This window comes from Sphingomonas oleivorans, assembly GCF_003050615.1.
GTDB classification, from domain to species: domain Bacteria; phylum Pseudomonadota; class Alphaproteobacteria; order Sphingomonadales; family Sphingomonadaceae; genus Sphingomonas_H; species Sphingomonas_H oleivorans.
This window is the reverse complement of sequence record NZ_NWBU01000004.1, coordinates 486285-508722: the sequence shown is the minus strand read 5'-3', so window position 1 is coordinate 508722 and position 22438 is coordinate 486285. Positions and strand designations below refer to the sequence as shown.

The following is a 22438-nucleotide window of genomic DNA, read 5'->3' as shown; positions in this document are numbered from 1 at the left end:
GCCGAGGATGGCTGAGCCCGCTCCGCCGGCGCCGCCAGCGGCTCCGCGCGCGGCCGTGCTGCGCAGCGCTGATTTCGGCTTCACCGGCGGGCTGATCCAGGGCGGGCTCGCCTTCGGGCAGGCGCCCATGGGCACGGTGGCGCTCAGGCTCGATGGCAAGACGATCCCCTTCGCGACGGACGGCCGTTTCCTGATCGGCTTCGGCCGCGACCATGGGCCGGCTGCTACCGTCGAGGCGGAGCTGACGAATGGCGATCTGCTGCGCCAGGCGCTGGCGATCGCGCCCCGCGCATGGGACATACAGTCGTTGCCGACATTGCCGCGCGGCACCACGCCGACGCCGGAATTCCTCGCGCGGCGCAAGACCGAGCTGGAACGGATCGGCGCGGCCCGCGCGCTGCGCTCCCCCGTGGAGGGATGGCGGCAGCGCTTCGCCTGGCCGGTGACGGGGCGGATCAGCGGCGTCTTCGGATCGCAGCGCATCTATGCCGGCGAGCCGGGCGCCTTCCATAGCGGCGTGGACGTGGCGCGGCCGAGCGGAACGCCGATCGTGGCACCGGCCGATGGCGTGGTCGTGCTCGCGGCGGAGGCGCCCTTCACGCTCGAGGGCAATCTCTTGATGATCGATCATGGCATGGGGCTGAACAGCGCGATGCTGCATCTGTCGCGTATCGACGTGAAGCCGGGCGAGCATGTCCGCCAGGGCCAGCGGATCGGCGCGATCGGCACCAGCGGCCGATCGACCGGCCCGCATCTTCATTGGGCGATGATGTGGAGCGGCGAGCGCATCGACCCGCAACGGCTTGTTGGGGCGATGCCGGTAAGTTGAGCATCGCTCCGGTCGTTCAGCCGTCCCGCTTGGCGCGGACGCCCTGATCACCGTCGATCTTCATCATATAACTGCCCATCGATTTGCGGCGGATGACGACCGTGCTGCCCCCTTTGGGCTCCCGCCGGGCGACTGCCTCGGTGGTCGACCAGGTAGCTCCGTCTTCAAGGACGATCTGCCATTTGCCATAGCCGAGGGATCGGGCACCGCGTATCTTGGCGGTGATCTCCTCTATATCCTCGACCTTCTCCTCGTTGTCGTCCCGGGCGCCGAACAGGGGCACTCGCGGTAGGGCGAAGCCGAAGAGGCTACGCCGCGTCTCGCGCACATCCTCCCGGTCGAGGACGAGAATGTCCTTCTTATTCGCGGCCGTATCGAGTTCGGCCGCAGCGGCGTCATAGCAGGCGAGCCTCGCCTCATTTTCCGCGATCGCGCGGCAATTCGTCAGTGCTGTCAGCGCGGATGCCTTGGGCGCCGCGGCGGAGGTGGCCGCCGTAATCGGAAGGATTATCAACACCAAGAACGATATGGTCGGCACGAATATCTCCTCAATGGCTTGCCAACGACCTAGTACATCCCTGTCCCGGCGAGATCGGCATGGGCGCTGATCCGATCTTCTTCTTGCGAGCTGGGCGTCAATGCAATGCGTTTCCTGCGACAGGGGCAGGAGCGCCCGAGCGCGTCGTTTTTTTGCGCGCCAACTGCTCTGGAAGCGTCAATCTGTGTCTTTGGTGTAACAGAGGGGCAATATCGTCGCGCCGCACCATGGCCGCAGATTGCGTAATTTTACCGGGACATCCTAGGAAGTGACATCCGTTGGCTTCTCGGCTGACGCGACGACGAGTGCCTTGCCGGTGGGACGCCGGCATCCAAGGGGGACTATTGATGATTTCCAACCGCTTCAGGGATAGCCTGTTGGCATCCACCATCGCTGCGACGGCGTTTTTTGCCGCAGCTCCGGCCTGGTCGCAGACCGCGCCGGCGCAGGAAGAGGCCGAGCCGGCCTCTGAGGACGCGATTGTCGTTACCGGCTCGCTGATCCAGAATCCGAACCTCGTTCAGTCCAGCCCGGTCGCTGTGATCGGCGCGCAGGAAATCGAACTGCGTCAGTCGAATGTCGCCGAAGAACTGCTCCGCACCCTGCCGGGCGCGGTTCCGAGCATCGGCTCGGCCGTCAACAACGGCAATGGCGGCGCTTCCTACGTCAACCTGCGCGGCCTGGGTTATAATCGTAACCTCGTGCTGCTCGACGGCGCGCGCGTGACACCGGCCGGCCTGGTTGGCGCGGTCGACCTCAACAACATCCCGCTCGCGCTGATCGAGCGCGTCGATATCCTTACCGGCGGCGCTTCCACCACTTATGGTGCGGACGCGGTAGCCGGTGTGGTGAACTTCATCACGAAGAAGGATTTCGCGGGCTTCGAAGCGAACGTCAGCAACCAGATCAGCGAACAGGGCGACGGCAATGTCTTCCGCGTCGATCTGTCGACGGGCGCCAATTTTGATGATGGCCGCGGCAACGCCACCTTCAGCATCGGCTATCAGCAGTCCGACCCGATCTATCAGGGCGACCGCGACTATGGTTTCCAGTCAATCGATTCCTATTCGGGCCGTCCCGGCGGCTCCGGCACGACCGTGCCCGGCCGTTTCTCGCTTCCGGGCGTCGGCACGCGCCAGATCGATCCGGCGACCGGCGCGCTGGTCCCGACCTATGCGCTATTCAACTTCAATCCGCAGAACGTCTACCAGACGCCGTTCGAGCGCTTCAACATCTTCGGCTCGGCCCACTATGAAGTGACCGACGGGATCGAAGTCTACACGCAGGGCATGTACTCGAAGAATACGGTTCGCACGATCATCGCATCGTCGGGCACCTTCGGTAATGCGCTCGAGATTCCGTACAGCAATCCCTATCTGCCGGCGGCCGCGCGGGCGCAATTCTGTGCCGCGAACGGCCTGACGACCGTGCAGTGCGATGCAGCGGCTCTTGCGACCAGCCCGACGGATCCGAACTACCGGACCTTCACGTCGGCCGTTTCGCGCCGCTTCGTCGAAGCCGGCACGCGCGACAGCGTCTACACCACGCAGCTCTTCCAGCTGCGCGCGGGTGTTCGCGGGTCGATCACCGACACGCTCGATTTCGATCTCTACGGCACCTATGGCGAGAGCGAGAATATTCAGCGTCAGAGCGGCAACGGCCTGCTTTCCCGTCTGCGCCTGGCGACGCTTGCTACTAATCCGAATACCTGTCTGTCCGGCGGCGACTGCGTTCCCATCAACCTGTTCGGGCCCGCGGGCTCGATCACGCAGGAGCAGCTCGATTACCTGGTCGGCGTGACGACCAGCGGTTCGACCAACACCGCGCTCTCGGCGGTTCGTGGTGTGATCACGGGTGACTTTGGGGTAGCGAGCCCGCTCGCATCGAACCCGATCGGCCTCGCCGTTGGCGGTGAGTATCGCAAGTACAGCGCATCCAGCATCTCCGATCTCGCCACGCAGACGCCGGACGAAGTGCTCGGCAATGGCGCGGCTTCGCCGGATACGTTCGGCAGATATGACGTCTGGGAAGCCTTCGCCGAGATCATCGCGCCGCTCGTGGAAGATGCGCCCTTTGCCAAGAGCCTGACGCTCGAGCTCGGCGGCCGTATCTCCGATTATTCGACGGCCGGCAGCAAGGAGACCTGGAAGGCTGGCGGTAGCTGGGAGCCGGTGTTGGGCGTCAAGGTTCGTGGCAATTATCAGGTCGCGACCCGTGCTCCGAACATCAATGAGCTGTTCTCGCCGCCGGTGGTTGGTCTGGATAACCTCGCCCAGGATCCCTGCGCCGGCGCCGCTCCGACCACCAATGCCAACCTGCGTGCTGTCTGCATTGCTCAGGGCGCCCCTGCCAACTCGATTGGCGCGATCCAGAATCCGTCCGCCGGTCAGCCGAACGTCACGACGGGCGGCAATCCGAACCTGGACGTGGAAAAGGCGAAGACCTGGACCGTCGGTGTCGTGCTGCAGCCGGAGCAGGTTCGCGGCCTGTCCGTCACCGTCGATTACTATAATATCAAGGTAACCGACGCGATCACGGACCCGACGATCGGCGACGTGCTCGCAGCCTGTTTCGACAATCTCACCGCTGGCAGCGCGACGAGCGTGGCCTGCACCCAGATCCGTCGCAATCCGCTCACCGGCGGTCTCGACGGCAGCTCGGCGACCACGCCGGGTATTCCGCTGGGACTGTCCAACCTCGGTCGACTCTCGACCGACGGCATCGATCTGAGCATCAACTATAAGAGGGACCTGGGTTTCGCGGCTCTCGCTCTGTCGTTCGATGGTAACTGGACCAACTCGTCCAAGTTCAAGGCAACGCCGAACTCGATTAACCGTGAATGCGTCGGCTATTATTCGGTCAACTGCGAATCGATCCAGCCGGAGTTCAGCTGGAACCAGCGCACCACCCTTTCCTTCGACGATGTCGACCTGTCGCTCCTGTGGCGTCATATCGATGGCGTGAAGTATGAGCCGCTGGCGCTCGAGGACGATGGTGGCCCGGACAATGGCCCGCTCGAACAGTATCGCTCGATCAAGGCACATGACTATTTCGACCTGAGCGCGCGGTTCAACGTGTCGGACGAGGTTTCGCTCACCTTCACGGTGCTCAACCTGTTCAACAAGAAGCCGCCGATCGTCGGCAATACGATTGGTACGACGTCATACAACAGCGGCAACACCTATCCGTCGACCTATGACGCGATCGGTCGTCGCTTCGGCGCGGCGGCGAAGTTCCGCTTCTGATCGAAACAGAAGATCAAGCCAAAATTGGAGGCGGGCAGAAATGCCCGCCTCTTTTTTTTATGTATGAAAGCGAGGTGATAATCGTAGCCGCTCTTCACGTGATCGAAGGACGGCTTCGTCCTCGTCAGCATCTCGCATTTTCCGTGATGTCTCCTAATGCGGAGATGTATCACCGTTATGCAACAGCAAGTCTGATATGTTGCATAATTGCTACAGGCAAATCGTTTATTATCTTCATCAAGATGTGGTGAGCTTTACATGAAGATCATGTCCTCGCATCGTCCGCTCATCCTCGAGCTGTGCTGATTTCACCAGCCGAGAAGCAACTGAGCTCGACGAACGACAGGGAAATTCGACGTCGATGCTGCAAAGGGGGTTGAAGCGTGGCTAATTTCAGAACCTTCACCAAGGCGTTTTTGAACGGCAGTTCCGCTTTATCGGCGGCTGCAATGATGGGTGCGACGTTCGCGTCTACGATTATTCTAGAAACCCCTGCCGCAGCGCAGGACTATACCAACGTTACGGCGACCGGCAGTGTGGTTGACGCATCGGGCAATGGAATTTCCGGTGCTACCGTGACCGTCACTTCGAATGCGCAGGGCTTTACGCGTAGCGCCACCACGGATTCGAGCGGTACCTATCGCGTGCCGGCGCTGCCGCAGGGCAGCTATACTTTCCAGATCTCGGCGCCGGGCTTCTCCGATTTTTCGGATTCCGCCGTTACTCTGACGCAGTCCAGCGCGGGCAACCAGTTTCAGCTGGTCGCTGCAGGCGCGGCGACTTCGGCGGACAGCAGTGCGATCATAGTCACGGGCCGTCGTGTTCGGGTGTCCGATTTTGATCGGACCACGACCGGCGCAGTCATCCAGATCGGCGAACTCGCCGCGCGTGTTCCGGTCGCCCGAGACCTGACGTCCGTCGTCCTCCTCGCTCCCGGCACGGCACTCGGCGACTCCGCATTCGGCAATCTCGCCGCTATCTCGGGCTCGTCGGTTTCCGAAAATGTATTCTTTCTCAACGGGTTGAATATCACGGAATTTCGCGAGGGCCTCGGCGCAGTTAACGTGCCGTTCGAATTCTACAATACGATCGAAGTAAAGAACGGCGGCATTCCGGCCGAATTCGGCCGTTTCACTGGCGGCTTTGTGAACGCGACCACCAAATCAGGTTCGAACGAATTCCATGGCGGCATGCTGATGTCCTGGGAACCGGACGCGCTACGCGAGGATTCTCCGAACACCATTGGCGGCACCCTGCTCGCCACCGGCTACAATCAAGCCGACAAACAGGAACGTCTCCAGACGAACATCTATCTGTCCGGTCCGATCCTCAAGGATCGCCTGTTCTTCTACGGTTTTTATCAGGCCCAGGATATATCGCGGGGCGATACGCTTCTGACATCCAACGTCGCGCAATTCCCTGCTTATAGCACCGGCCTCCGTCGAGAGGAGCGCAGCACCAAGTCACCCTTCTGGGGCGGCAAGCTCGATGCGATCATCACCGATGGCCATCGCCTGGAATTCACTTATTTTGATTCGAGCCAGAAGACCATTATCGACAGCTTCGCGGTTGTTGATGAGAATGGTGGATCCTATGACAGCCGGGTCGATGCAGCAGCTCGACCGGGCGCTTATCGAGGCACGGTCGTTCAGCGTCTCGGCGGCGAAAATTATATCGGCCGTTATACGGGCCAGTTTACGGATTGGCTGACGCTCTCGGGCGCTTACGGCAAGAACAAGAACCAGGATATTGCTGGATCGAGCAACGACGATTATCCTTTCATTACGGATGTGAGCGGTGCCTTCAATCCGGCACTCTCGGGCAACTCGCTCAATCTGATCGATGAATCGAGCGATACTCGTGAGTTTTATCGCGGCGATATCGATCTCTACTTCACCGCTTTCGGCCAGCATCATATCAAGGGCGGCTATGATCGCGAGGATCTGACGACGGATTCGAACAGTCGCTACACGGGCGGCGTGGCCTGGACGTACAATACTGCGCGGGCAGGCGATCCCTATGCACCGGCCGGCACACTCTACGTATCGGGTCGCACGCATTTCAATGGTGGCGTCTTCAAGTCGCGCAACGAGGCCTTTTATGTTCAGGATAGCTGGTCGTTGTTCGACAATCGCCTGACGTTCAATCTCGGTGTCCGCAACGATCGCTTCGAGAACAAGAACGTCAATGGTGAGACCTATTTCAAGTCGGGCGACCAGTGGGCGCCGCGACTCAGCTTCTCGGTTGATCCGACCGGGGACAGCCTGACCAAGGTCTATGGTTCGTTCGGGCGCTATTATCTGCCGGTTCCGGCCAATACCAATATCCGCTTGGCTGGCGCCGAGCTCGATTATACGCGTTTCTTCCAAGTAGCGGGCGTCAATCCCGATAATACGCCGATCCTTGGTGCGCCGCTGCTGTTCGACGGTGGCCGCCCTTGCTTCGACACGGGCGTGGCGAACTGCGAACTTCTCTCGGACGGTACGGCCACTCCGACCGCCGCGACCGTTTCGCAGAGCCTCAAGCCGCAGTCGGTCGACGAATATGTGCTCGGTATCGAGCGCCGCCTGGGCAGTCTGATCCGCGTGGGCCTGTTCGGCCAGTATCGCAAGCTGAACGAGTCGCTCGAGGACGTGGCGATTGATGCCGCGGTGAATAAATTCTGTGCTGCCAACGGCATATCGGGTTGCGAAGATACCTGGAGCGGTTTCCACCAATATGTGCTGACCAATCCAGGCGCGCCGGCGCGTATCCAATTGTCGGATCCGCTGCCGGGCGAGACGAGCGTCCGCACGATCGACTTCTCGGCGGAGGATCTCGGCTATCCGAAGGCGCGCCGTACCTATAAGGCGGTCACCTTTACCTTCGATCGCGACTTTGACGGCGTGTGGAGCCTTTCGGGTTCCTATACCTGGTCGAAGAGCAAGGGTAATATCGAGGGCGGCATCCGTTCGGACAATGGCCAGACCGACTCGGGCCTGACCACCGCGTTCGACCAGCCCGGCCTGACGGATGGAACTTACGGCTATCTGCCGGGTGACAATCGTCACAAGTTCAAGCTCTATGGCTCCTATCAGCCGCTTCCCTGGCTGACGCTGGGCGCGAACTTCTCCGCACAGTCGCCGCGTCGTTTCGGTTGTATCGGCCGCGTGCCGGCGAGCGTCGACGCATTCGCCGGCCTTTATGGCGCGGCGGGCTTCTACTGCCGTGTGGGTGCTGATGGGGCCGTCGTCACCAACCCGAGGACATCGCCGCTGCCGGCAGCTACGCTTACGCCGCGTGGCACTGTCTTCAAGTCGGATTGGCAGACGGTCACCAATCTGACGGTGGCCTTCAAGATTCCGGCGGAACTGTTCAGCGGAACCTTCCGCGTCGACGTCTTCAACGCTTTCAACGAGAAGGCGAAGATCGATTTCGAAGAACGCGGCACCACCGGTCCGGGTGCTCCACGTTCGGACTATGGTCTGCCGAACCTCTACCAGACGCCGCGCTACTTCCGCTTTCAGCTCGGCATCGATTTCTAAGCCAAGGGATCATAGGAATACTGTACGAGGGGGTCGGCAATGCCGGCCCCTTTCATATGTGTAAGGTGTGTAAGGGATCGAGTGACCGACGCCGAAGGAAGCGCCTTGTCTGACGTGAATGTCTTTGTGGACGCGCTGAATCGTGGCGATCGCCAAGTCGCCATCGATGCCGCGCGGAGGCTGCTCGCAGCGGGGCAGCCGCTCGGCAAGAACTGGCAGCCTGTCGCGCGTTTTGCGGCGACGGTAGGTGAATGGACCATCGCTCACGCGGCGATGGCACGCTATGTGGCGAATGATCCATCAAGTGGAGAGCGGCGGCTCGCCCAGGCCGAGCTGCTGGCGAGATCCGGAAGACTGAAGCAGGCGGTTGGCCTGATCGAGCCGTTTGCTGCCAAAGCGCAAGGCGATGCCTCATATCATCATTTCCTCGGCACTGCCTGGTCGCAGCTTGGCGATATGGAGCGCGCGCAGGCTCATTTGCGCGCTGCGGTACGGATATTGCCTGCTTCGGGAGCTAGCTGGCTGGCGCTGGTGGCTCTGTCGAGGATGCGTGCAGCCACCCCCGACTTCGACCACTTGATGAGGGCAGGCGACGCAGTGCGGCAACAGCCGCCCGCCTCGCGAGCAGCCTATCTTTATGCAGTCGGCAAAAGCTGGGACGATCTCGGGGAAGTCGACAAGGCGTTCGCCGCCTTCTCGGAAGGCGCAGAGCTGATCCGTGGGACGCGGTCCTATGATGCACGGGGCGATCGTGCCAACGCCGCCAGCATCATTCGCTCCTTCGATGCTGGCTTGCTCGAGGCATTTTCAGCGAGAGCGACATCTTCCGTGCCGCGGCCACTTTTTGTGATCGGCATGCCCAGGTCCGGCACTACTCTCGTCGAACAGATATTAACGAGCCATCGCGCGGTATCCGACGGAGCGGAGGTTAACCTTATTGCGCAGGCGGTTCAGCCGATCGGTGGTGCTACCGGCGAGGATGTGCGGCATTATGTCAGACGCTCGGGATCGCCGATGGCTGCATGGGAACCCATCGTTAAAACCTATAACCATCTGCTGACCGAGCGTTTTGGCCCGAATGGCCTTGTGGTAGACAAGACCCTGAATAACAGCCGTTTTGCGGGGCTGATCCGAATGGCCTTGCCTTCGGCTCCGATCATATGGCTGCGCCGCGATCCTTTGGATACGGCTTGGTCCTGCTTCCGTACTTTTTTTGCAGCCGGCTTGGGCTGGAGCTTTTCCTTGTCTGATCTGGGGGAGCATCTTGCGGCTGAGGATCGCTTGTTTGAACATTGGCGCCGATTGGTTGGCGAAAAGATGCTCGTGGTGCCTTATGCTGAGCTGGTTACCGCCCCGGAACAGGTTATACCGCGTATCCTGGCCCATTGTGGATTGGCCGATGACGAGCGCGTCTATAACTTTCATCGCACCGAGCGTGCTGTCGCGACCTCGAGCGTCGCGCAGGTGCGCAAGCCCCTCTATACCAGCGCGATAGGCTCGGCCGCGCCCTATAGGACGCATCTCCATCCCTTTCTGCGTGCCTATGAGGCCGCGACCGAGAAATGGGACTGCGGGGACTAGGCAGGATCTGGGCTGCTGGGGCCATGGATGATGTTTTCGCGCCACATCCCGAACCGAGCCTTGGTGCTGGATAGGTATATCCATGACGTTGCCGGGCAGCGTTGAAACCCGTCGCGCCGGAAAAGCCGCTACGCCTCGCCGATGGAGGCATAGCTCGGCGCGACGCTGCGGGCGGAATGAGGCGGGTTCGGATGAGGTCAGCGCGACGTTCGAAGGCAGAATATAAACCAAGGAGCGAAGGATGACCGAGACCCTGTCTGCCGTGATGCCGGACGAGGTGGAGGCGATGGCCCATGCATATTTGAAGGAGGCGTGTGACCGCGACCTGACGCTGGCGACGGCGGAGAGCTGCACCGGGGGGCTTCTGGCATCGTTGCTGACCGATGTGGAGGGAGCGAGCCATGCGTTCGAGCGCGGCTTCATCGTCTATAGCGAGCAGGCAAAGTGCGAATTGCTCGGCATTGCGGCGGAGAAGATCGAGCGTTGCGGCGCGGTGAGCCGGGAGGTTGCGGTGGCGATGGCGGAGGGGGCGATCGCGCATTCCGCGGCGGACATCGCGCTTGCCATCACCGGCTTTGCCGGGCGCGCGGGCCCCGATGACGAGGTGGGGCTGGTCCATTTCGGCTGCGCGCGGCGCGACGGCAAAACTTCACACCGCGAGGCGCATTTCGGCGATATAGGGCGGGGGCCGGTTCGCATCGCCTGCATGCGGGTGGCGTTGGAAATGATGCGTGAGGCGATGGCGTGACCGATTTCTTCTCGATCCATGCGCAGGGTTTCGTGCGTGTCGCGGCCTGCACGCCGCTGGCGACCGCGGGCGATCCGGCGGCCAATGTAGAGGCGACGCTGGCGCTCGCGCGCGAGGGCGATGCGCAGGCCGTGGACCTGATGCTGTTTCCCGAGCTCGGCATCTCCTCCTATGCGCTCGACGACTTGCATCTGCAGGATGCGCTGCTGGATGCGGTGGAGGCCGGGATTGCACGGATCGTCGAGGAAAGCCGGAGCCTCAAGCCGGTGCTGCTGGTAGGCGCGCCGCTGCGTCGCAACGGCAGGCTCTATAATACCGCGCTGGCGATCGCGCGGGGGCGCATATTGGGCGTGGTGCCAAAGGCCTATCTCCCCAATTATCGCGAATATTATGAGAAGCGCTGGTTCGCCCCCGGCGCGGGCCTGCGCGGGCTGGAGATAGAGGTGGCCGGGCAGACCGTGCCGTTCGGCACCGACCTGCTCTTCGCGGCGAGCGACCTTGCCGACTTCGTCTTCCATGCCGAGATTTGCGAGGATTATTGGTCGCCGACGCCGCCCTCCACAATGGGTGCGCTCGCGGGTGCGCTGATCCTGTGCAATCTATCGGCATCCAACATCGTCATCGGCAAGGCGCGCGAGCGGGCCTTGCTCTGCGCGTCGCAATCGTTCCGCGCGGTCGCGGCCTATATCTATTCGGCGGCGGGGCCGGGGGAGAGCACCACCGATCTCGCCTGGGACGGGCAGGCGATGATCCATGAGCTGGGCGAGCCGATTGCAGAATCCCGCCGCTTCTCGACCGAGCCGGGGATGATCGTCGCCGATATCGACGTGCAGCGGCTGCGGCTGGAGCGGATGCGCAACGGCACGTTCAACGACAGCGCGGCCGTGGCGGGCCATCCCGAGACGGCATTTCGACGCGTGCGCTTCGAGCATCGGCCGACGATGGAGGATGTGGGCTTGCACCGGGCGCTCAGGCGCTTTCCCTTCGTGCCCGACACGCCCGAGCAGCTCGATCAGGATTGCTATGAGGCGTTCAACATCCAGGTGGAGGGGATCGCCAAGCGTATCGCCGCGACGGGCACGAAACATCTCGTGATCGGCGTGTCGGGCGGGCTCGATTCCACCCATGCGCTGATCGTCGCGGCCAAGGCGTGCGACCGGCTCGGCATGGCGCGTTCGGCGATATTGGGCTTCACCATGCCGGGCTTCGCGACGGGCGAGGAGACCAAGGGCAATGCCTGGGCGCTGATGCGCGCATTGGGCGTGACCGGCGCGGAAATCGACATCCGCCCCGCCGCGCGCCAGATGCTTGCCGATATGGGCCACCCCTTCGCAAGCGGTGAGCCCGTCTATGACGTCACCTTCGAAAATGTGCAGGCGGGGCTGCGCACCGACTATCTCTTCCGCCTGGCCAATCAGCGGCAGGGCTTCGTCGTCGGCACGGGCGACCTTTCCGAGCTGGCGCTCGGCTGGTGCACCTATGGCGTGGGCGACCAGATGAGCCATTATGCGGTCAATGCCGCAGTGCCCAAGACGCTGATCCAATATCTGATCCGCTGGTGCGTCCAGACCGGCCAGTTCGATGCCGAGACGGACCGGGTGCTGACCGCGATCCTCGGCACCGAGATCTCGCCCGAACTGGTGCCGGCGGATGCCGACGGCGCGATCCAGAGCACGCAATCGAAGATCGGCCCTTATGAGCTGCACGACTTCTTCCTGCATTATGTCGTGCGCTACGGCCTGCCGCCGTCCAAGATCGCCTTCCTCGCCTGGCATGCCTGGAAGGATGTGGCGGCGGGGCGCTGGCCGGCGGGCATGCCGGAGGAGGCGCGCAACGCCTATGATCTGGCGACGATCAGGCGTTGGCTGGGCGAGTTCCTGTTCCGCTTCTTCCAGACTAGCCAGTTCAAGCGGTCCGCCATCCCCAATGCGCCCAAGGTCTCGGCCGGCGGCAGCCTCTCCCCGCGCGGCGACTGGCGCGCCCCATCGGACGGCACGGCGCGGCCATGGTTGGCCGAGCTGGCAGGCGTGCCCGATGGGGAGGATGTCGCCCGCTGAGCCGCGCGGGCCGGCGGGCGGGGATTAGTTGTTCGGTTCGGATTGGGGATGGTGGGGAAGGGAATGATCCGCTTCCTCGCCGTCGATCACCGCCCAGATATCGGCCGCGGTCGGCTGCCGTCCCGCCAACAACCAGGGGCTGACATTGCGACGCGCCCCGGGTTCGAGATTCCAGGACCGATGGACCGGAGCGGGAATACCGCTGGGATGGCGTCTGCCCTTCATTCCTTGTCTCTCCTTGAATGGCGTCGATTGTTTTTTGTTCGCTCTTTCAAGCGCTTCGGTGAAGGTGCCGTTCTGCCCGAAGCCATGCTTTCACTTATATTAGTCGCATGGCCTGATCTGCATCATCGCATCGCGCCGGGCCGTGTATGGCGTTCGGCGGATCGCGACGGGGTCCGCGAATCGCTTTCGGGAGCGCCCCCGATCGACTGTTCCGACATGTTCGGCCCATCGCGGCGAGACCCCCTGCGATTCCACGCGGCCGAACCAATAGCGGCTCATGGCGCGGCCGGGGGCACCCCCATTCCCCACCCTATTTTTACCCCGCTGTGCGCGACCCAATTCCAAGGCAAAGTCCGTTCAGCCCGGGTCTGCGGCGGGTCGTGTCGGGGGCCGGATCCGTGGTCGCCGGTAGTTGCAGGCCCTAATGCAGGTGATTGGAGCGGGGACCCTGCAGGCGGATCATGTCCGGATGCGAGCCATGGAGCGCGCCATGACGGAAGAGACGGTCGATCGATGCAGGCGCGGCTTCGCTGCGATGCGGGAGAAGTGGAGAAAGGGACCGGCGCAGTGCGGCGGCCGGAGTGTCACGCCATGAAGCCGTGGTCGAGCCCCTCCGGCGCGCAACTGCATCGGCGCATGTCCGGCCTTCTGAGGCGTGGCGCGCGCGGCATGATATTGGATGCCGACGATGGCGGTATCTGGACCTTCGCGCCCGATCCTTCCTTCAACGGGTTGCTCGACCGGCATGTGACGGTGGAAGCCGTGCAATGCGGGCCGGAGCGGCTGGAGGTGCTCTGGATGGGCGCGCATCGTCAGGCCCGCGCCGGATAGCGAGCAGGCCCGCTCGGGCGCGGATCAGGGCTATTCCTCTTTGCTGGGCGAGTTCGGATTTTCCTGTCCCTCGATCTTCTTGTCGCCGAGCTGGCCGGTGCCATGATAGGCCATCACCGTCTGCCCGCCATGGCCGAGGAAATCGCTGGGGCTGCGGCCGGGTTTCTTGCCGCGATGCGGATTGGGATAGAAGCCGCCACCGGACTCGCCCGAAGTCTTGCGGCCATTCGCCTCCGGCTGATCGACACTGTCGCCGGCATTCCGGCTAGTGCCCGATCCGTCCGCCTGCATGGGATGCTTGCTGTCGCTCATGTCATCCTCCAACGATGCGACATCCAAGCCCCCAACGCGGCTCCCCATTGAGGCGTTCCGGCGCGGCGGCTCCGCTTGGCCCGGATGGCTGCCCGTCAGGCGCGCCCGAGAATCGAGCGGTAGAGGTCGAGATAGCGATCGACCATATGATCGACGCTGAAGCGCGCCGCGACCGCCGCGCGGCAGGCGGCGCGGTCGATCTCGTCGATGCGGGCGATGGCGTCGACCGCTTCAGCGAGGCTGTCGACGAGGAAGCCGGTGACGCCATGGTCGATCAACTCGGGCATGGATCCGCGCCGCGTGGCGATCACCGGCGTGCCGCAGGCCATGGCCTCGATCACCGACAGGCCGAAAGGCTCCTCGAAATTGATCAGGTGGAGGAGCGCGCGGGCGGAGCCTAGAGTGCGCGTCCGCATCTCGCCGCCGACGGGACCGAAATAGCGGACCTTGTCGCCGTCGATGGCGGGCGCGACCTGCTGCATATGATAGCCCTGATCCTGAACGATGCCGGCCATGACGAGGCGGCGGCCAGCGCGCGCGGCGACCTCGATCGCCTCCGCCGCGCCCTTGTCGGGATGGATGCGGCCGAAGAAGAGCAGATTCTCGCCGCCCTGCGGATCGAAGGGAAACGCGTCGATCGGAATGCCATGATGGATGGTGGCGGCGTAGCGCAGGCCGGGCGCGCGATCGGCATGGCTGATCGAGACATAGGCGACCCGATCCTCATATTCCCTGTAGGTCGGCAATATGCGCGGCGAGGAGAAGCCGTGGATGGTGGTGACGAGCGGCGTATCGACCAGGCGCGAAAAGGCGAGCGGTACGAAATCGGCCTGGTTGTGGATCAGATCGTACTCGCCTGCCCGCTCGAAGACATGGGCGACGTGCAGCATCTCCCACACCTTGGGGTCGATTGACGCATCCTCCGAGTAGGGCGCGGGGCAGATGCCAGCGAGCGTGCCGGCTGTAAGGGAATCCCGCGTGGCGAAGAGCGTGACATCCACGCCACGCGCGACCAGCCCTTCGGTCAGCAGGCTGGTGACGAGCTCCCATGGCCCATAATGGCGAGGTGGCGTGCGCCAGGAGATGGGCGCCAGCATGGCGATGCGCATTCAGCTATTGTCCTGTGGCGCGAGGATCATGCCTTCGTCCGGGCGGAACATGAGCGCCTCGCCATCGCCGGCGACAGGATCGTCGATCGTGGAGAGCAACAGGCATGCGCCCCGCGCCCAGCGTGGCGGCACGAAGCGTTGCGGATCATGGCCCAGGTTGAGCGCGACGAGCAGCCTTTCCCCGTCCGCGTGTCGTTCATAGGCGAGCATATCGCCCTCCGTGTCGATCAGCCGTATGTCGCCGATCGAGAGCGCGGCATGGGTACGGCGTAGTGCCAGCAGGCGGCGATGCAGCATCAGCGGCGATCCCGGCTCGCCGGCCTGTCGTGCGACATTGCGCATGGGCCAGTCCGGATTCAGCGGCAGCCAGGGCGTGCCCGTGGTGAAGCCGGCATTCGGGCTTTCGTCCCATGGCATCGGCGTGCGCACCGGATCGCGGCCGAGCCCCAGGCCCGGCTCGCGCAGCTCGCGCGGATCCTGCACGCGATCGGCCGCTATCTCGACATGGCCGATGCCGAGCTCGTCGCCATAATAAAGGGTCGGCGTGCCGCGCAGCGTGAGCAGCAGCATCGTCGCGACGCGCGCCTGCGCCTCGCCCAGCCTTGCGGCGATGCGCGGCCGATCATGATTGCCGAGCACCCAGTTGGGCCAGCCGCCGGGCGGAAGCGCCGCCTCATAGGCCGCGATCATTTGGGCGAGGCCGCGCGCATTCCAGGGCGCCTCGATCAGCTGGAAGTTGAAGGGCAGATGCACGCCCGCCTGCTCGCGCCCATAATAATGCATCAGCCGGTCGAGCGGCAGATAGATCTCCCCGATCAGCACGCGGTCGCCATAGCAATCGGCCAGCCGGCGCATCTCGGCGGCGATATCGTGGATCTCCGGCTGGTCCGTGGAATGGAGCTGGAGCAGGCTGTGCATCTCGCCCATCGACGGGCGATAATCCGGATTGGGCGGATTGTCGGGGAAGTCGGCGGCCTTCACCATGTGCCACAGCACGTCGATGCGGAAGCCGTCGACGCCGCGATCCAGCCAGAAGCGCAGCACGTCCATCATCGCCGCGCGCAGATCGGGATTGCGCCAATTGAGGTCGGGCTGCTCCTTCAGAAAGGCGTGATAATAATATTGGCCGGTCGCCTCGTCCCACTGCCAGGCGGAGCCGCCGAAATCGCTGATCCAATTGTTGGGTGGGCCGCCGCCGGGCGCCGCGTCGCGCCAGATATACCAGTCGCGCTTCGGATTGGTGCGCGAGGCGCGGCTCTCGATGAACCAGGGGTGCTGGTCCGAACTATGATTGGGCACGAAATCGAGCAGCAGCTTCATGCCCCGCGCATGCGCGGCGGCGAGCAGCGCGTCGAAATCGGCGAGCGTGCCGAAGCGAGGATCGATGCCGCGATAATCGGCCACGTCATAGCCGAAATCAGCCATTGGCGAGGGATAGATTGGCGAGATCCAGATGGCGTCGATGCCAAGCTCCGCCAGATAATCGAGCCGTCGCGCGATCCCCTTCAGGTCGCCGATGCCGTCGCCGTCCATATCCTGGAAGGAGCGCGGATAGATTTGATAGATGACGCCCTTCTGCCACCAGCGAGCGGTCATGCGAACAGCGCCTTGGGCAGAAGAGTGATGCGGCAGGCGAGATCCGCCTCGCCCGAGGCCACGACATAATGGTCGCCTCCATCCGCGATCCCGCTGGTATAGACGACGGGGGTGGGCAGATAGGCCTGATGCGCGATCGGCAGGGTGAGCGCCGGATCGGCCTCCAGCAGCGGCGCCTCATCCTCCAGCCGGAGGATGAGGCTGGGGTCGTCGCGATCGAGCAGCGCCCAGAAGCTGCGATAGATGCCCACTGCGCCGCGCATCTCGACGCCATGATAGATCAGGAGCCAGCCCTTGTCCGTGCGGATGGGCGGGCTGCCGCCGCCGACCTTCAGGGCGGAGGTCGAGCCCTTCCGCCCGCGTATGCCGGGCCGGTCGAGCGGCTTCCAATGGAGCGCGTCGGGCGACTGGGCGAGGTTGATCGAGGGGCCGCCGGCATAGGGGCTGGCATCGGGATAGGCGAAATAGACCTCGCCCAGCGGACGGGTGAGCGCCATGAAGCGCCCGCCGACCTTGCCTTCGAACAGGATCATGTCCTTGTTCTGATGATCGAGCACGATGCCCTGCAACGCATAATCGAGCCCGTTGCGCGAGATATGGAGCGTGGTGCAATGCCGCTCGGCACTCACCGAACAGACCGTCATGTACCAGAGATTGTCGATCCGGCTGATCCGCGCATCCTCGACACCATATTCCTGATAGGAGGCGGCGGGCTCGATCGCGCGATCATAATGGATGGCGACGATCGCACGCCCATCGGGCGTCAGCTCGACGGGGAGCAGCCAGGAGAGCGAGGTAAGCGCCAGAATCCGATGCGCGGGCCTGCGCAGCGAGAATAAGCGCGGATCGGCCATGTCGACGCTGTCGAGCGCGAAGCTTTCGAGCGCATAGCTTTGCGGCGTCCAGCGGATTGTGCGGATGCGGCCATCAATCACCGGCTCCCGCAGCGCCTCGGCGATCCGCACCATCAGCAGCAGATTGCCGTTCGGCAGCCGGGTAAGGCCTGGGTTGAAGGCGCCGAGCGCATAGGTCGGCTCGGCCAGCGACCGGCGGAGCGGCGATCGTGCCAGATCGACGTCATCGGGGCGGAAGATCAGGAAATCGTCGTTCGTGCCGGCCATCCACGGACCCTGCGCCCAGGAACATTGCCGCGGTGAACGCCAGTCGGGTCCATGCTGTTCCGGGGCGGGCGGGCAGGGGACCTATCCTTTCCGCCATAAGTTTATAGTTCGGTCTTTTTTCTGTCCCTGGAGGATATATGGCCGCGAAGTCCGCAAGGAAGTCCGGTGGCGGCAGCAAGGTGGACGGCCTGCACAGGCCAGTGCAGCCATCGGATGAGTTGGGCGCGATCGTCGGCACCAAGCCGCTCGCGCGCAGCGACGTCGTCAGCAAGGTCTGGGACTATATCAAGAAGCATCATCTGCAAAATCCCGAGAACAAGCGCGAGATCATCGCCGACGCCAAGCTGGAAAAGGTGTTCGGCAAGAAGAAGGCGACCATGTTCGAGATGAACAAGCATCTGTCGGCCCATCTGAAATGATCTGACGCGCATGGACAGGCGCATGTGGCGCATGCGGCGGGCGATGCGCTATGCGGTCCCGATCGCTCATGGCCATTCGGGAAAGCGCCTTGAACCTCTCGCCCGTCATCCGATCCCTGTCGGCCGATGAGATAAGGGAGCGGATCGACGGCCTGTCCGCGATCCTGGTCGATTGCGTGGCGGGCGGCGCGTCGGTCGGCTTCATGGCTCCGCTCGGCTCCGACAGGGCGCAGGCCTATTGGCGCGGCATCGCCCTATCCGTCGCGGCGGGCGAGCGCATCCTGATCGCGGCGGACATTGATGGCGAAGCGCAGCCGGCGGGAACGGTGCAGATCGTGCTCGATCAGCCCGAGAACCAGCCGCACCGGGGGGACCTCGCCAAGCTGCTCGTCCATCGGCGGGCGCGCAATCGCGGGCTGGGGCGGGCGCTGGTCGAGACGGCGGAGAATATGGCACGCGCGGCGGGCAAGACGCTGCTCGTGCTCGATACGGCGGGAAGCGATGCCGAGCGCCTCTATCGCCGGCTGGGATGGATATTCGCCGGGCATGTGCCGGGCTATGCGCTGCTCCCCGACGGGCGCCCTTGGGGCACGAGCATATTCTACAAGGAACTGGCCGCGCAGTGAGCGCTTCGCCGCTTCACCTGTCCGACATGCTGCTGGTAAAGGGCGGCCGATGAAGACCGGCGATCATGATTCCACCCTTCTCCATCAGGGGAAGGTAATCCCCCTTTACGTGCGGCGGCGGGCGCTGGAAATATGCGCTGGCGGCCATTCGCGCACGCTTCCGAGCGCATGGATATTCGACAAGCATCGCCATGTCTTCGAGCAGATCGCGCGCGAGAAGATCGCGGCCGGGCAGGTGCTGGAGGATGGCGGCGTCGTCATCGCCGGCGCGGATATCGATTTTTGAGGTGGGCCGGCCTTTTGCCGTCCGCTTTGCAATAAGGTTGAACCCGACAATCCCGTCATCCCTGCGGAGGCAGGGATCCATGTCTCTATCCACGCACGACAGTATTCATGGTGAGAGACATGGGACCCCTGCCCTCAGTAGAACTGGGCTGATCTAGCTCTGCTGTTCGATCACGGGCGGGCGGCCGCCTCGCAATATGGAATTGCCTTCGAACAGCGTGCGCTGGTCGATCGGGGGCGGGGCCAGCCAGTCGCTTTCCGCCATCTGGCCGCTCTGGCCGAAGGCGGCGAGCGCATTGGCATAGCAGGCGTCGTGGACATCGCCCGGCGGGAGGCCGCGCTCCAGCGCCAGATGCGCCGTCCTGGGCACGGCCAGCGGATCGGAAATGCCCCAGTCGCAGGCCGAATTGACGATGATGCGTTCCGAACCGTAGCGCCTCAATATCTCGACCATGCGGGCATCGCCCATCTTGGTGCTGGGATAGATTGAGAAGGCCGCCCAATAGCCGCGCTCCAGCACCTCGGCGACCGTCTCTTCATTATTATGGTCGACGATCACGCGGGAGGGCGGCACGCCATGTTCCTCGCATACGTCCATCGAGCGCGACGTGCCGCGTTTCTTGTCGCGATGCGGCGTGTGGATCAGCACGGGCAGGTCGAGCTCCAGCGCCAGGTCGAGCTGGCGGCGGAAATAACGGTCCTCGAGCGGAGTCTGCTCGTCATAGCCGATCTCGCCGATCGCGACGACGCCTTCCTTGAGCGCGAAACGGGGCAATATGTCCATCACCGCTTCGGCCAGCGCCTCGTCATTGGCCTCCTTCGAATTGAGGCCGATGGTGCAATAATGGCGGACGCCGAACTGGCCGGCGCGGAAGCGTTCGAAGCCCAGTATCGCCGAAAGATAGTCGATATAGCTGCCGACATGCGTGCGCGGCTGCCCCACCCAGAAGGCCGGCTCGATCACCGCCACCACGCCGGCATCCGCCATGGCCTGATAATCGTCGGTGGTGCGCGAGATCATATGCGCGTGCGGATCGATGACCATCATGCCGTGGGTTCCTCGATGCTGGGGGCTGGGGCGGGGATGGCGGCAAGGCGCGCGGCCGCGAGCTCGTCGAGTGCTCCCGCCGCTGCGGCATGAGGTTCGAGGCAGCGCCACAGATCGGGCGGCAGCGGCCGGCCGGCGGCCCGCCGCTCGCGCACATAATCGCGCAGGATGACGGCCAGCTCCTTGTTCGCGCGCGCTTCGAGGCCCTGAATGGGCGCGAGCGCGCTGCCGACGAACAGCGCCTTTAGCACCATGTGATTCCAGCGATGCTGATCGAAGATCGGGGCGGGATAGGGGCTGTTATGGGCGATCGCCTCGAATATGGCGCGCATGTTGGTGCGCAGCCCTTCCGCCGCTTCCGCTTCGAGGCCGTGGGGATCGGGATAGAGCGGAAGCCCGCGGAACAGCGCCACCAGTTCTCCCAGATCGGCGCCTTGGCGCAACCGGCGGAAACGGGCGGCGAAACCTTCGGCGGGGAGCGCCAGCAGCACATATATCCGTGCCGCGCCATCGAGGCTCAGGCCCGCCGGAGACCAGCCGGGGCAGGCCGCATCAGCTTCCGCCAGATCCACCGCATCGAGGAAGAGGTCGTCCCGGCCGAACCGCCGGGGCATGCGCGCCAGGATCATGGCCAGATCATGATCGATCGTCGCATCAGGGCGATCCTCGCCGATCGCCGCTGCATGATCCTCCAGCCATTGCGCCGCATCGGGGGCGGCCTGACGGGCGATCCAGCGGCCGAGCAGCAGCTTCGGCGTCGTTACGCTCATTCCATACCCCTTTTCTGCAAAGATGCGGCCGGAAGAGATTGCCGACAATGTCGAATATAGCTCACGTAAATTGCCACCCGATTTGGGGTGATACAGTCTATGATATCGAATCCACTATAGATTGCTCAGAATGACGTTTCAGAATAGGTAATATCGCCTACTCAATTCGTCTTGCGAGGATGGATTGATGACGCCGACGCTTGTGCTTCTCGTCGTCGGGCTGACGCCGGAACTGTTGGGAGGCGATACGCCGCATCTTTCGCGGCTGGCATCCCGCGGCGGCATGCGGCCGTTGAGCACGGTGACCCCCGCCGTCACCTGCAGCGTCCAGTCGACGCTGCTGACCGGCCTGCCGCCGGCGGGGCATGGCGCGGTGGCCAATGGCTGGTATTTCCGGGATCTGGCGGAGGTCTGGCTGTGGCGCCAGTCCAACCATCTGATCGCCGGCGAGAAGATTTGGGAGGCCGGCCGGGCGCGCGATCCGGACTTTACCTGCGCCAAGCTCTTCTGGTGGTACAATATGTATGCGACCGCCGATTGGAGCGTGACGCCGCGGCCCATGTATCCGGCCGACGGGCGCAAGATCCCCGATTGCTACAGCCATCCCGTGGATCTTCGGGACGAGCTGACCGGGCTTCTCGGCAGTTTCCCGCTGTTCCGCTTCTGGGGGCCGATGGCGGATATCAGCGCCAGCCGCTGGATCGCGGCAGCGACGAGCCATGTCATCACCACGCGCAATCCCACGCTGACGCTGAGCTATCTGCCGCATCTCGATTATGACCTGCAGCGCTACGGGCCGGACAGGAAACACCCCGCCATAGGCCGGGCGCTGCGCGAGGTCGACGCGCTGGCGGGCGACCTCATCGCCCAGGCCGAGGCGCGGCACGCGCGCGTGCTGATCGTTTCCGAATATGGCATCACGCCGGTCAGCGAAGCGATCTTCATCAATCGTGCGCTGCGCGAGGCGGGGCTGGTCACGGTGCGCGAGGAATTGGGGCGCGAGCTGCTCGATCCCGGCGCGTCGGAGGCGTTCGCGGTCGCCGATCATCAGCTTGCCCATATCTATGTCCGCCGGCCGGAACAGATTGGCCGCGTGCGGCGCCTGATCGAGCTCATGGACGGGGTGGAGGCGATATGGGGTGGGCCGGAGAAGCAGGCGCAGGGGCTGGATCATCCGCGCAGCGGCGAGCTGGTGGCGATCGCCCGGGCGGATCGCTGGTTCGCCTATCATTATTGGCTGGAGGACGCCCGCGCGCCCGATTTCGCCACCACCGTCGATATCCACCGCAAGCCGGGCTATGATCCGGTGGAGCTGTTCTTCGATCCCGCATTGCGTTTCCCCAAGCTCAGCTCCGCCTGGACGCTCGCCTTGCGCAAGCTCGGCCAGCGGCGGCTGATGTCGGTGATATCGAGCGGCGATACGGGGCTGGTGAGGGGCTCGCACGGGCGGCTGACGGACGATCCCGATCAGGGACCGCTCGTCATTTCCTCCAATCCGGAGCTGTTGCCGCCCGGCTCCGTAGCGGCGACCGACTTCAAGGCGCTCGCCTTGGCGCATGTGTTCGATTGATGAG

Annotated in this window: 19 protein-coding genes; 11 read left to right on the top strand and 8 right to left on the bottom strand. The window is 63.6% G+C overall.

Features of this window, described 5'->3' with window-relative positions; translation table 11 throughout:
- Positions 1-7 precede the first annotated feature (7 nt).
- Complete coding sequence (locus CLG96_RS02655) at positions 8-829, top strand: M23 family metallopeptidase (RefSeq protein WP_107966792.1); 822 nt, start codon at positions 8-10, stop codon at positions 827-829.
- A gap of 16 nt (positions 830-845) precedes the next feature.
- On the opposite strand, the gene CLG96_RS02650 is transcribed toward CLG96_RS02655, so the two are convergent.
- The gene (locus tag CLG96_RS02650) at positions 846-1367 is read right to left on the bottom strand and encodes a hypothetical protein (RefSeq protein ID WP_133175323.1); all 522 of its coding nucleotides are present in this window, start codon (positions 1365-1367) and stop codon (positions 846-848) included.
- Between the two features lie 347 nt (positions 1368-1714).
- On the opposite strand from CLG96_RS02650, the gene CLG96_RS02645 reads away from it, so the two are divergent.
- The 5 genes from CLG96_RS02645 to CLG96_RS02625 all read left to right on the top strand — a co-directional run bounded on the left by CLG96_RS02645 (position 1715) and on the right by CLG96_RS02625 (position 12522).
- Positions 1715-4612, top strand: a complete 2898-nt coding sequence (locus tag CLG96_RS02645) for a TonB-dependent receptor domain-containing protein (protein WP_107966291.1) — start codon at positions 1715-1717, stop codon at positions 4610-4612.
- Positions 4613-5061: 449 nt separating this feature from the next.
- Positions 5062-8136 (top strand): TonB-dependent receptor, encoded by a 3075-nt coding sequence (locus tag CLG96_RS02640; protein WP_107966290.1) that lies wholly within the window; start codon positions 5062-5064, stop codon positions 8134-8136.
- A gap of 81 nt (positions 8137-8217) precedes the next feature.
- Positions 8218-9717, top strand: a complete 1500-nt coding sequence (locus tag CLG96_RS02635; protein WP_165799493.1) for a tetratricopeptide repeat-containing sulfotransferase family protein — start codon at positions 8218-8220, stop codon at positions 9715-9717.
- A gap of 241 nt (positions 9718-9958) precedes the next feature.
- Complete coding sequence (locus CLG96_RS02630; protein ID WP_107966288.1) at positions 9959-10465, top strand: CinA family protein; 507 nt, start codon at positions 9959-9961, stop codon at positions 10463-10465.
- Positions 10462-12522 carry an NAD(+) synthase gene (locus tag CLG96_RS02625; RefSeq protein ID WP_107966287.1) on the top strand — a complete coding sequence of 687 codons (2061 nt, stop codon included), beginning with the start codon at positions 10462-10464 and terminating at the stop codon, positions 12520-12522. Before CLG96_RS02630 ends, CLG96_RS02625 begins: the two co-directional genes overlap by 4 nt.
- Positions 12523-12546: 24 nt before the next feature.
- On the opposite strand, the gene CLG96_RS02620 is transcribed toward CLG96_RS02625, so the two are convergent.
- A complete protein-coding gene (locus CLG96_RS02620; RefSeq protein WP_107966286.1) occupies positions 12547-12747 on the bottom strand; it encodes a hypothetical protein in 201 nt (66 codons plus the stop codon).
- A gap of 591 nt (positions 12748-13338) precedes the next feature.
- On the opposite strand from CLG96_RS02620, the gene CLG96_RS02610 reads away from it, so the two are divergent.
- A complete protein-coding gene (locus tag CLG96_RS02610; protein WP_133175321.1) occupies positions 13339-13578 on the top strand; it encodes a DUF5818 domain-containing protein in 240 nt (79 codons plus the stop codon).
- Between the two features lie 30 nt (positions 13579-13608).
- On the opposite strand, the gene CLG96_RS02605 is transcribed toward CLG96_RS02610, so the two are convergent.
- The 4 genes from CLG96_RS02605 to CLG96_RS02590 all read right to left on the bottom strand — a co-directional run bounded on the left by CLG96_RS02605 (position 13609) and on the right by CLG96_RS02590 (position 17716).
- Positions 13609-13890, bottom strand: coding sequence for a hypothetical protein (locus CLG96_RS02605; protein WP_107966283.1), 282 nt, complete (start codon positions 13888-13890; stop codon positions 13609-13611).
- Positions 13891-13985: 95 nt separating this feature from the next.
- Entirely contained in the window at positions 13986-14999 is a 1014-nt protein-coding gene (locus CLG96_RS02600; protein ID WP_107966282.1) for a glycosyltransferase family 4 protein, read from the bottom strand.
- On the bottom strand, positions 15000-16595 hold the full coding sequence (locus CLG96_RS02595) for an alpha-amylase family glycosyl hydrolase (RefSeq protein WP_107966281.1): 1596 nt from the start codon (positions 16593-16595) through the stop codon (positions 15000-15002). It abuts the gene before it with no gap.
- Positions 16592-17716, bottom strand: coding sequence for a glycoside hydrolase family 130 protein (locus tag CLG96_RS02590; protein WP_107966280.1), 1125 nt, complete (start codon positions 17714-17716; stop codon positions 16592-16594). Before CLG96_RS02590 ends, CLG96_RS02595 begins: the two co-directional genes overlap by 4 nt.
- 137 nt (positions 17717-17853) lie before the next feature.
- Between CLG96_RS02590 and CLG96_RS02585 the strand changes: the two genes are divergently transcribed.
- The 3 genes from CLG96_RS02585 (at position 17854) to CLG96_RS18595 (ending at position 19047) form a co-directional block, all read left to right on the top strand.
- A complete protein-coding gene (locus CLG96_RS02585) occupies positions 17854-18135 on the top strand; it encodes an SWIB/MDM2 domain-containing protein (protein ID WP_107966279.1) in 282 nt (93 codons plus the stop codon).
- An 89-nt stretch (positions 18136-18224) separates the two neighbouring features.
- Positions 18225-18761: a GNAT family N-acetyltransferase gene (locus CLG96_RS02580; protein ID WP_207796534.1), complete on the top strand. Its 537-nt coding sequence runs from the start codon at positions 18225-18227 to the stop codon at positions 18759-18761.
- A gap of 49 nt (positions 18762-18810) precedes the next feature.
- On the top strand, positions 18811-19047 hold the full coding sequence (locus CLG96_RS18595) for a DUF1488 family protein (protein WP_165799492.1): 237 nt from the start codon (positions 18811-18813) through the stop codon (positions 19045-19047).
- 153 nt (positions 19048-19200) lie between these two features.
- Here CLG96_RS18595 and CLG96_RS02570 read toward each other — a convergent pair whose 3' ends face one another.
- Positions 19201-20094, bottom strand: coding sequence for a TatD family hydrolase (locus tag CLG96_RS02570; RefSeq protein ID WP_207796533.1), 894 nt, complete (start codon positions 20092-20094; stop codon positions 19201-19203).
- Positions 20091-20864 carry an EboA domain-containing protein gene (locus CLG96_RS02565; RefSeq protein ID WP_107966275.1) on the bottom strand — a complete coding sequence of 258 codons (774 nt, stop codon included), beginning with the start codon at positions 20862-20864 and terminating at the stop codon, positions 20091-20093. The genes CLG96_RS02570 and CLG96_RS02565 overlap by 4 nt, the downstream gene beginning before the upstream one ends.
- Before the next feature lie 187 nt (positions 20865-21051).
- On the opposite strand from CLG96_RS02565, the gene CLG96_RS02560 reads away from it, so the two are divergent.
- A complete protein-coding gene (locus tag CLG96_RS02560) occupies positions 21052-22434 on the top strand; it encodes an alkaline phosphatase family protein (RefSeq protein ID WP_107966274.1) in 1383 nt (460 codons plus the stop codon).
- The last annotated feature ends 4 nt before the right edge of the window (positions 22435-22438 follow it).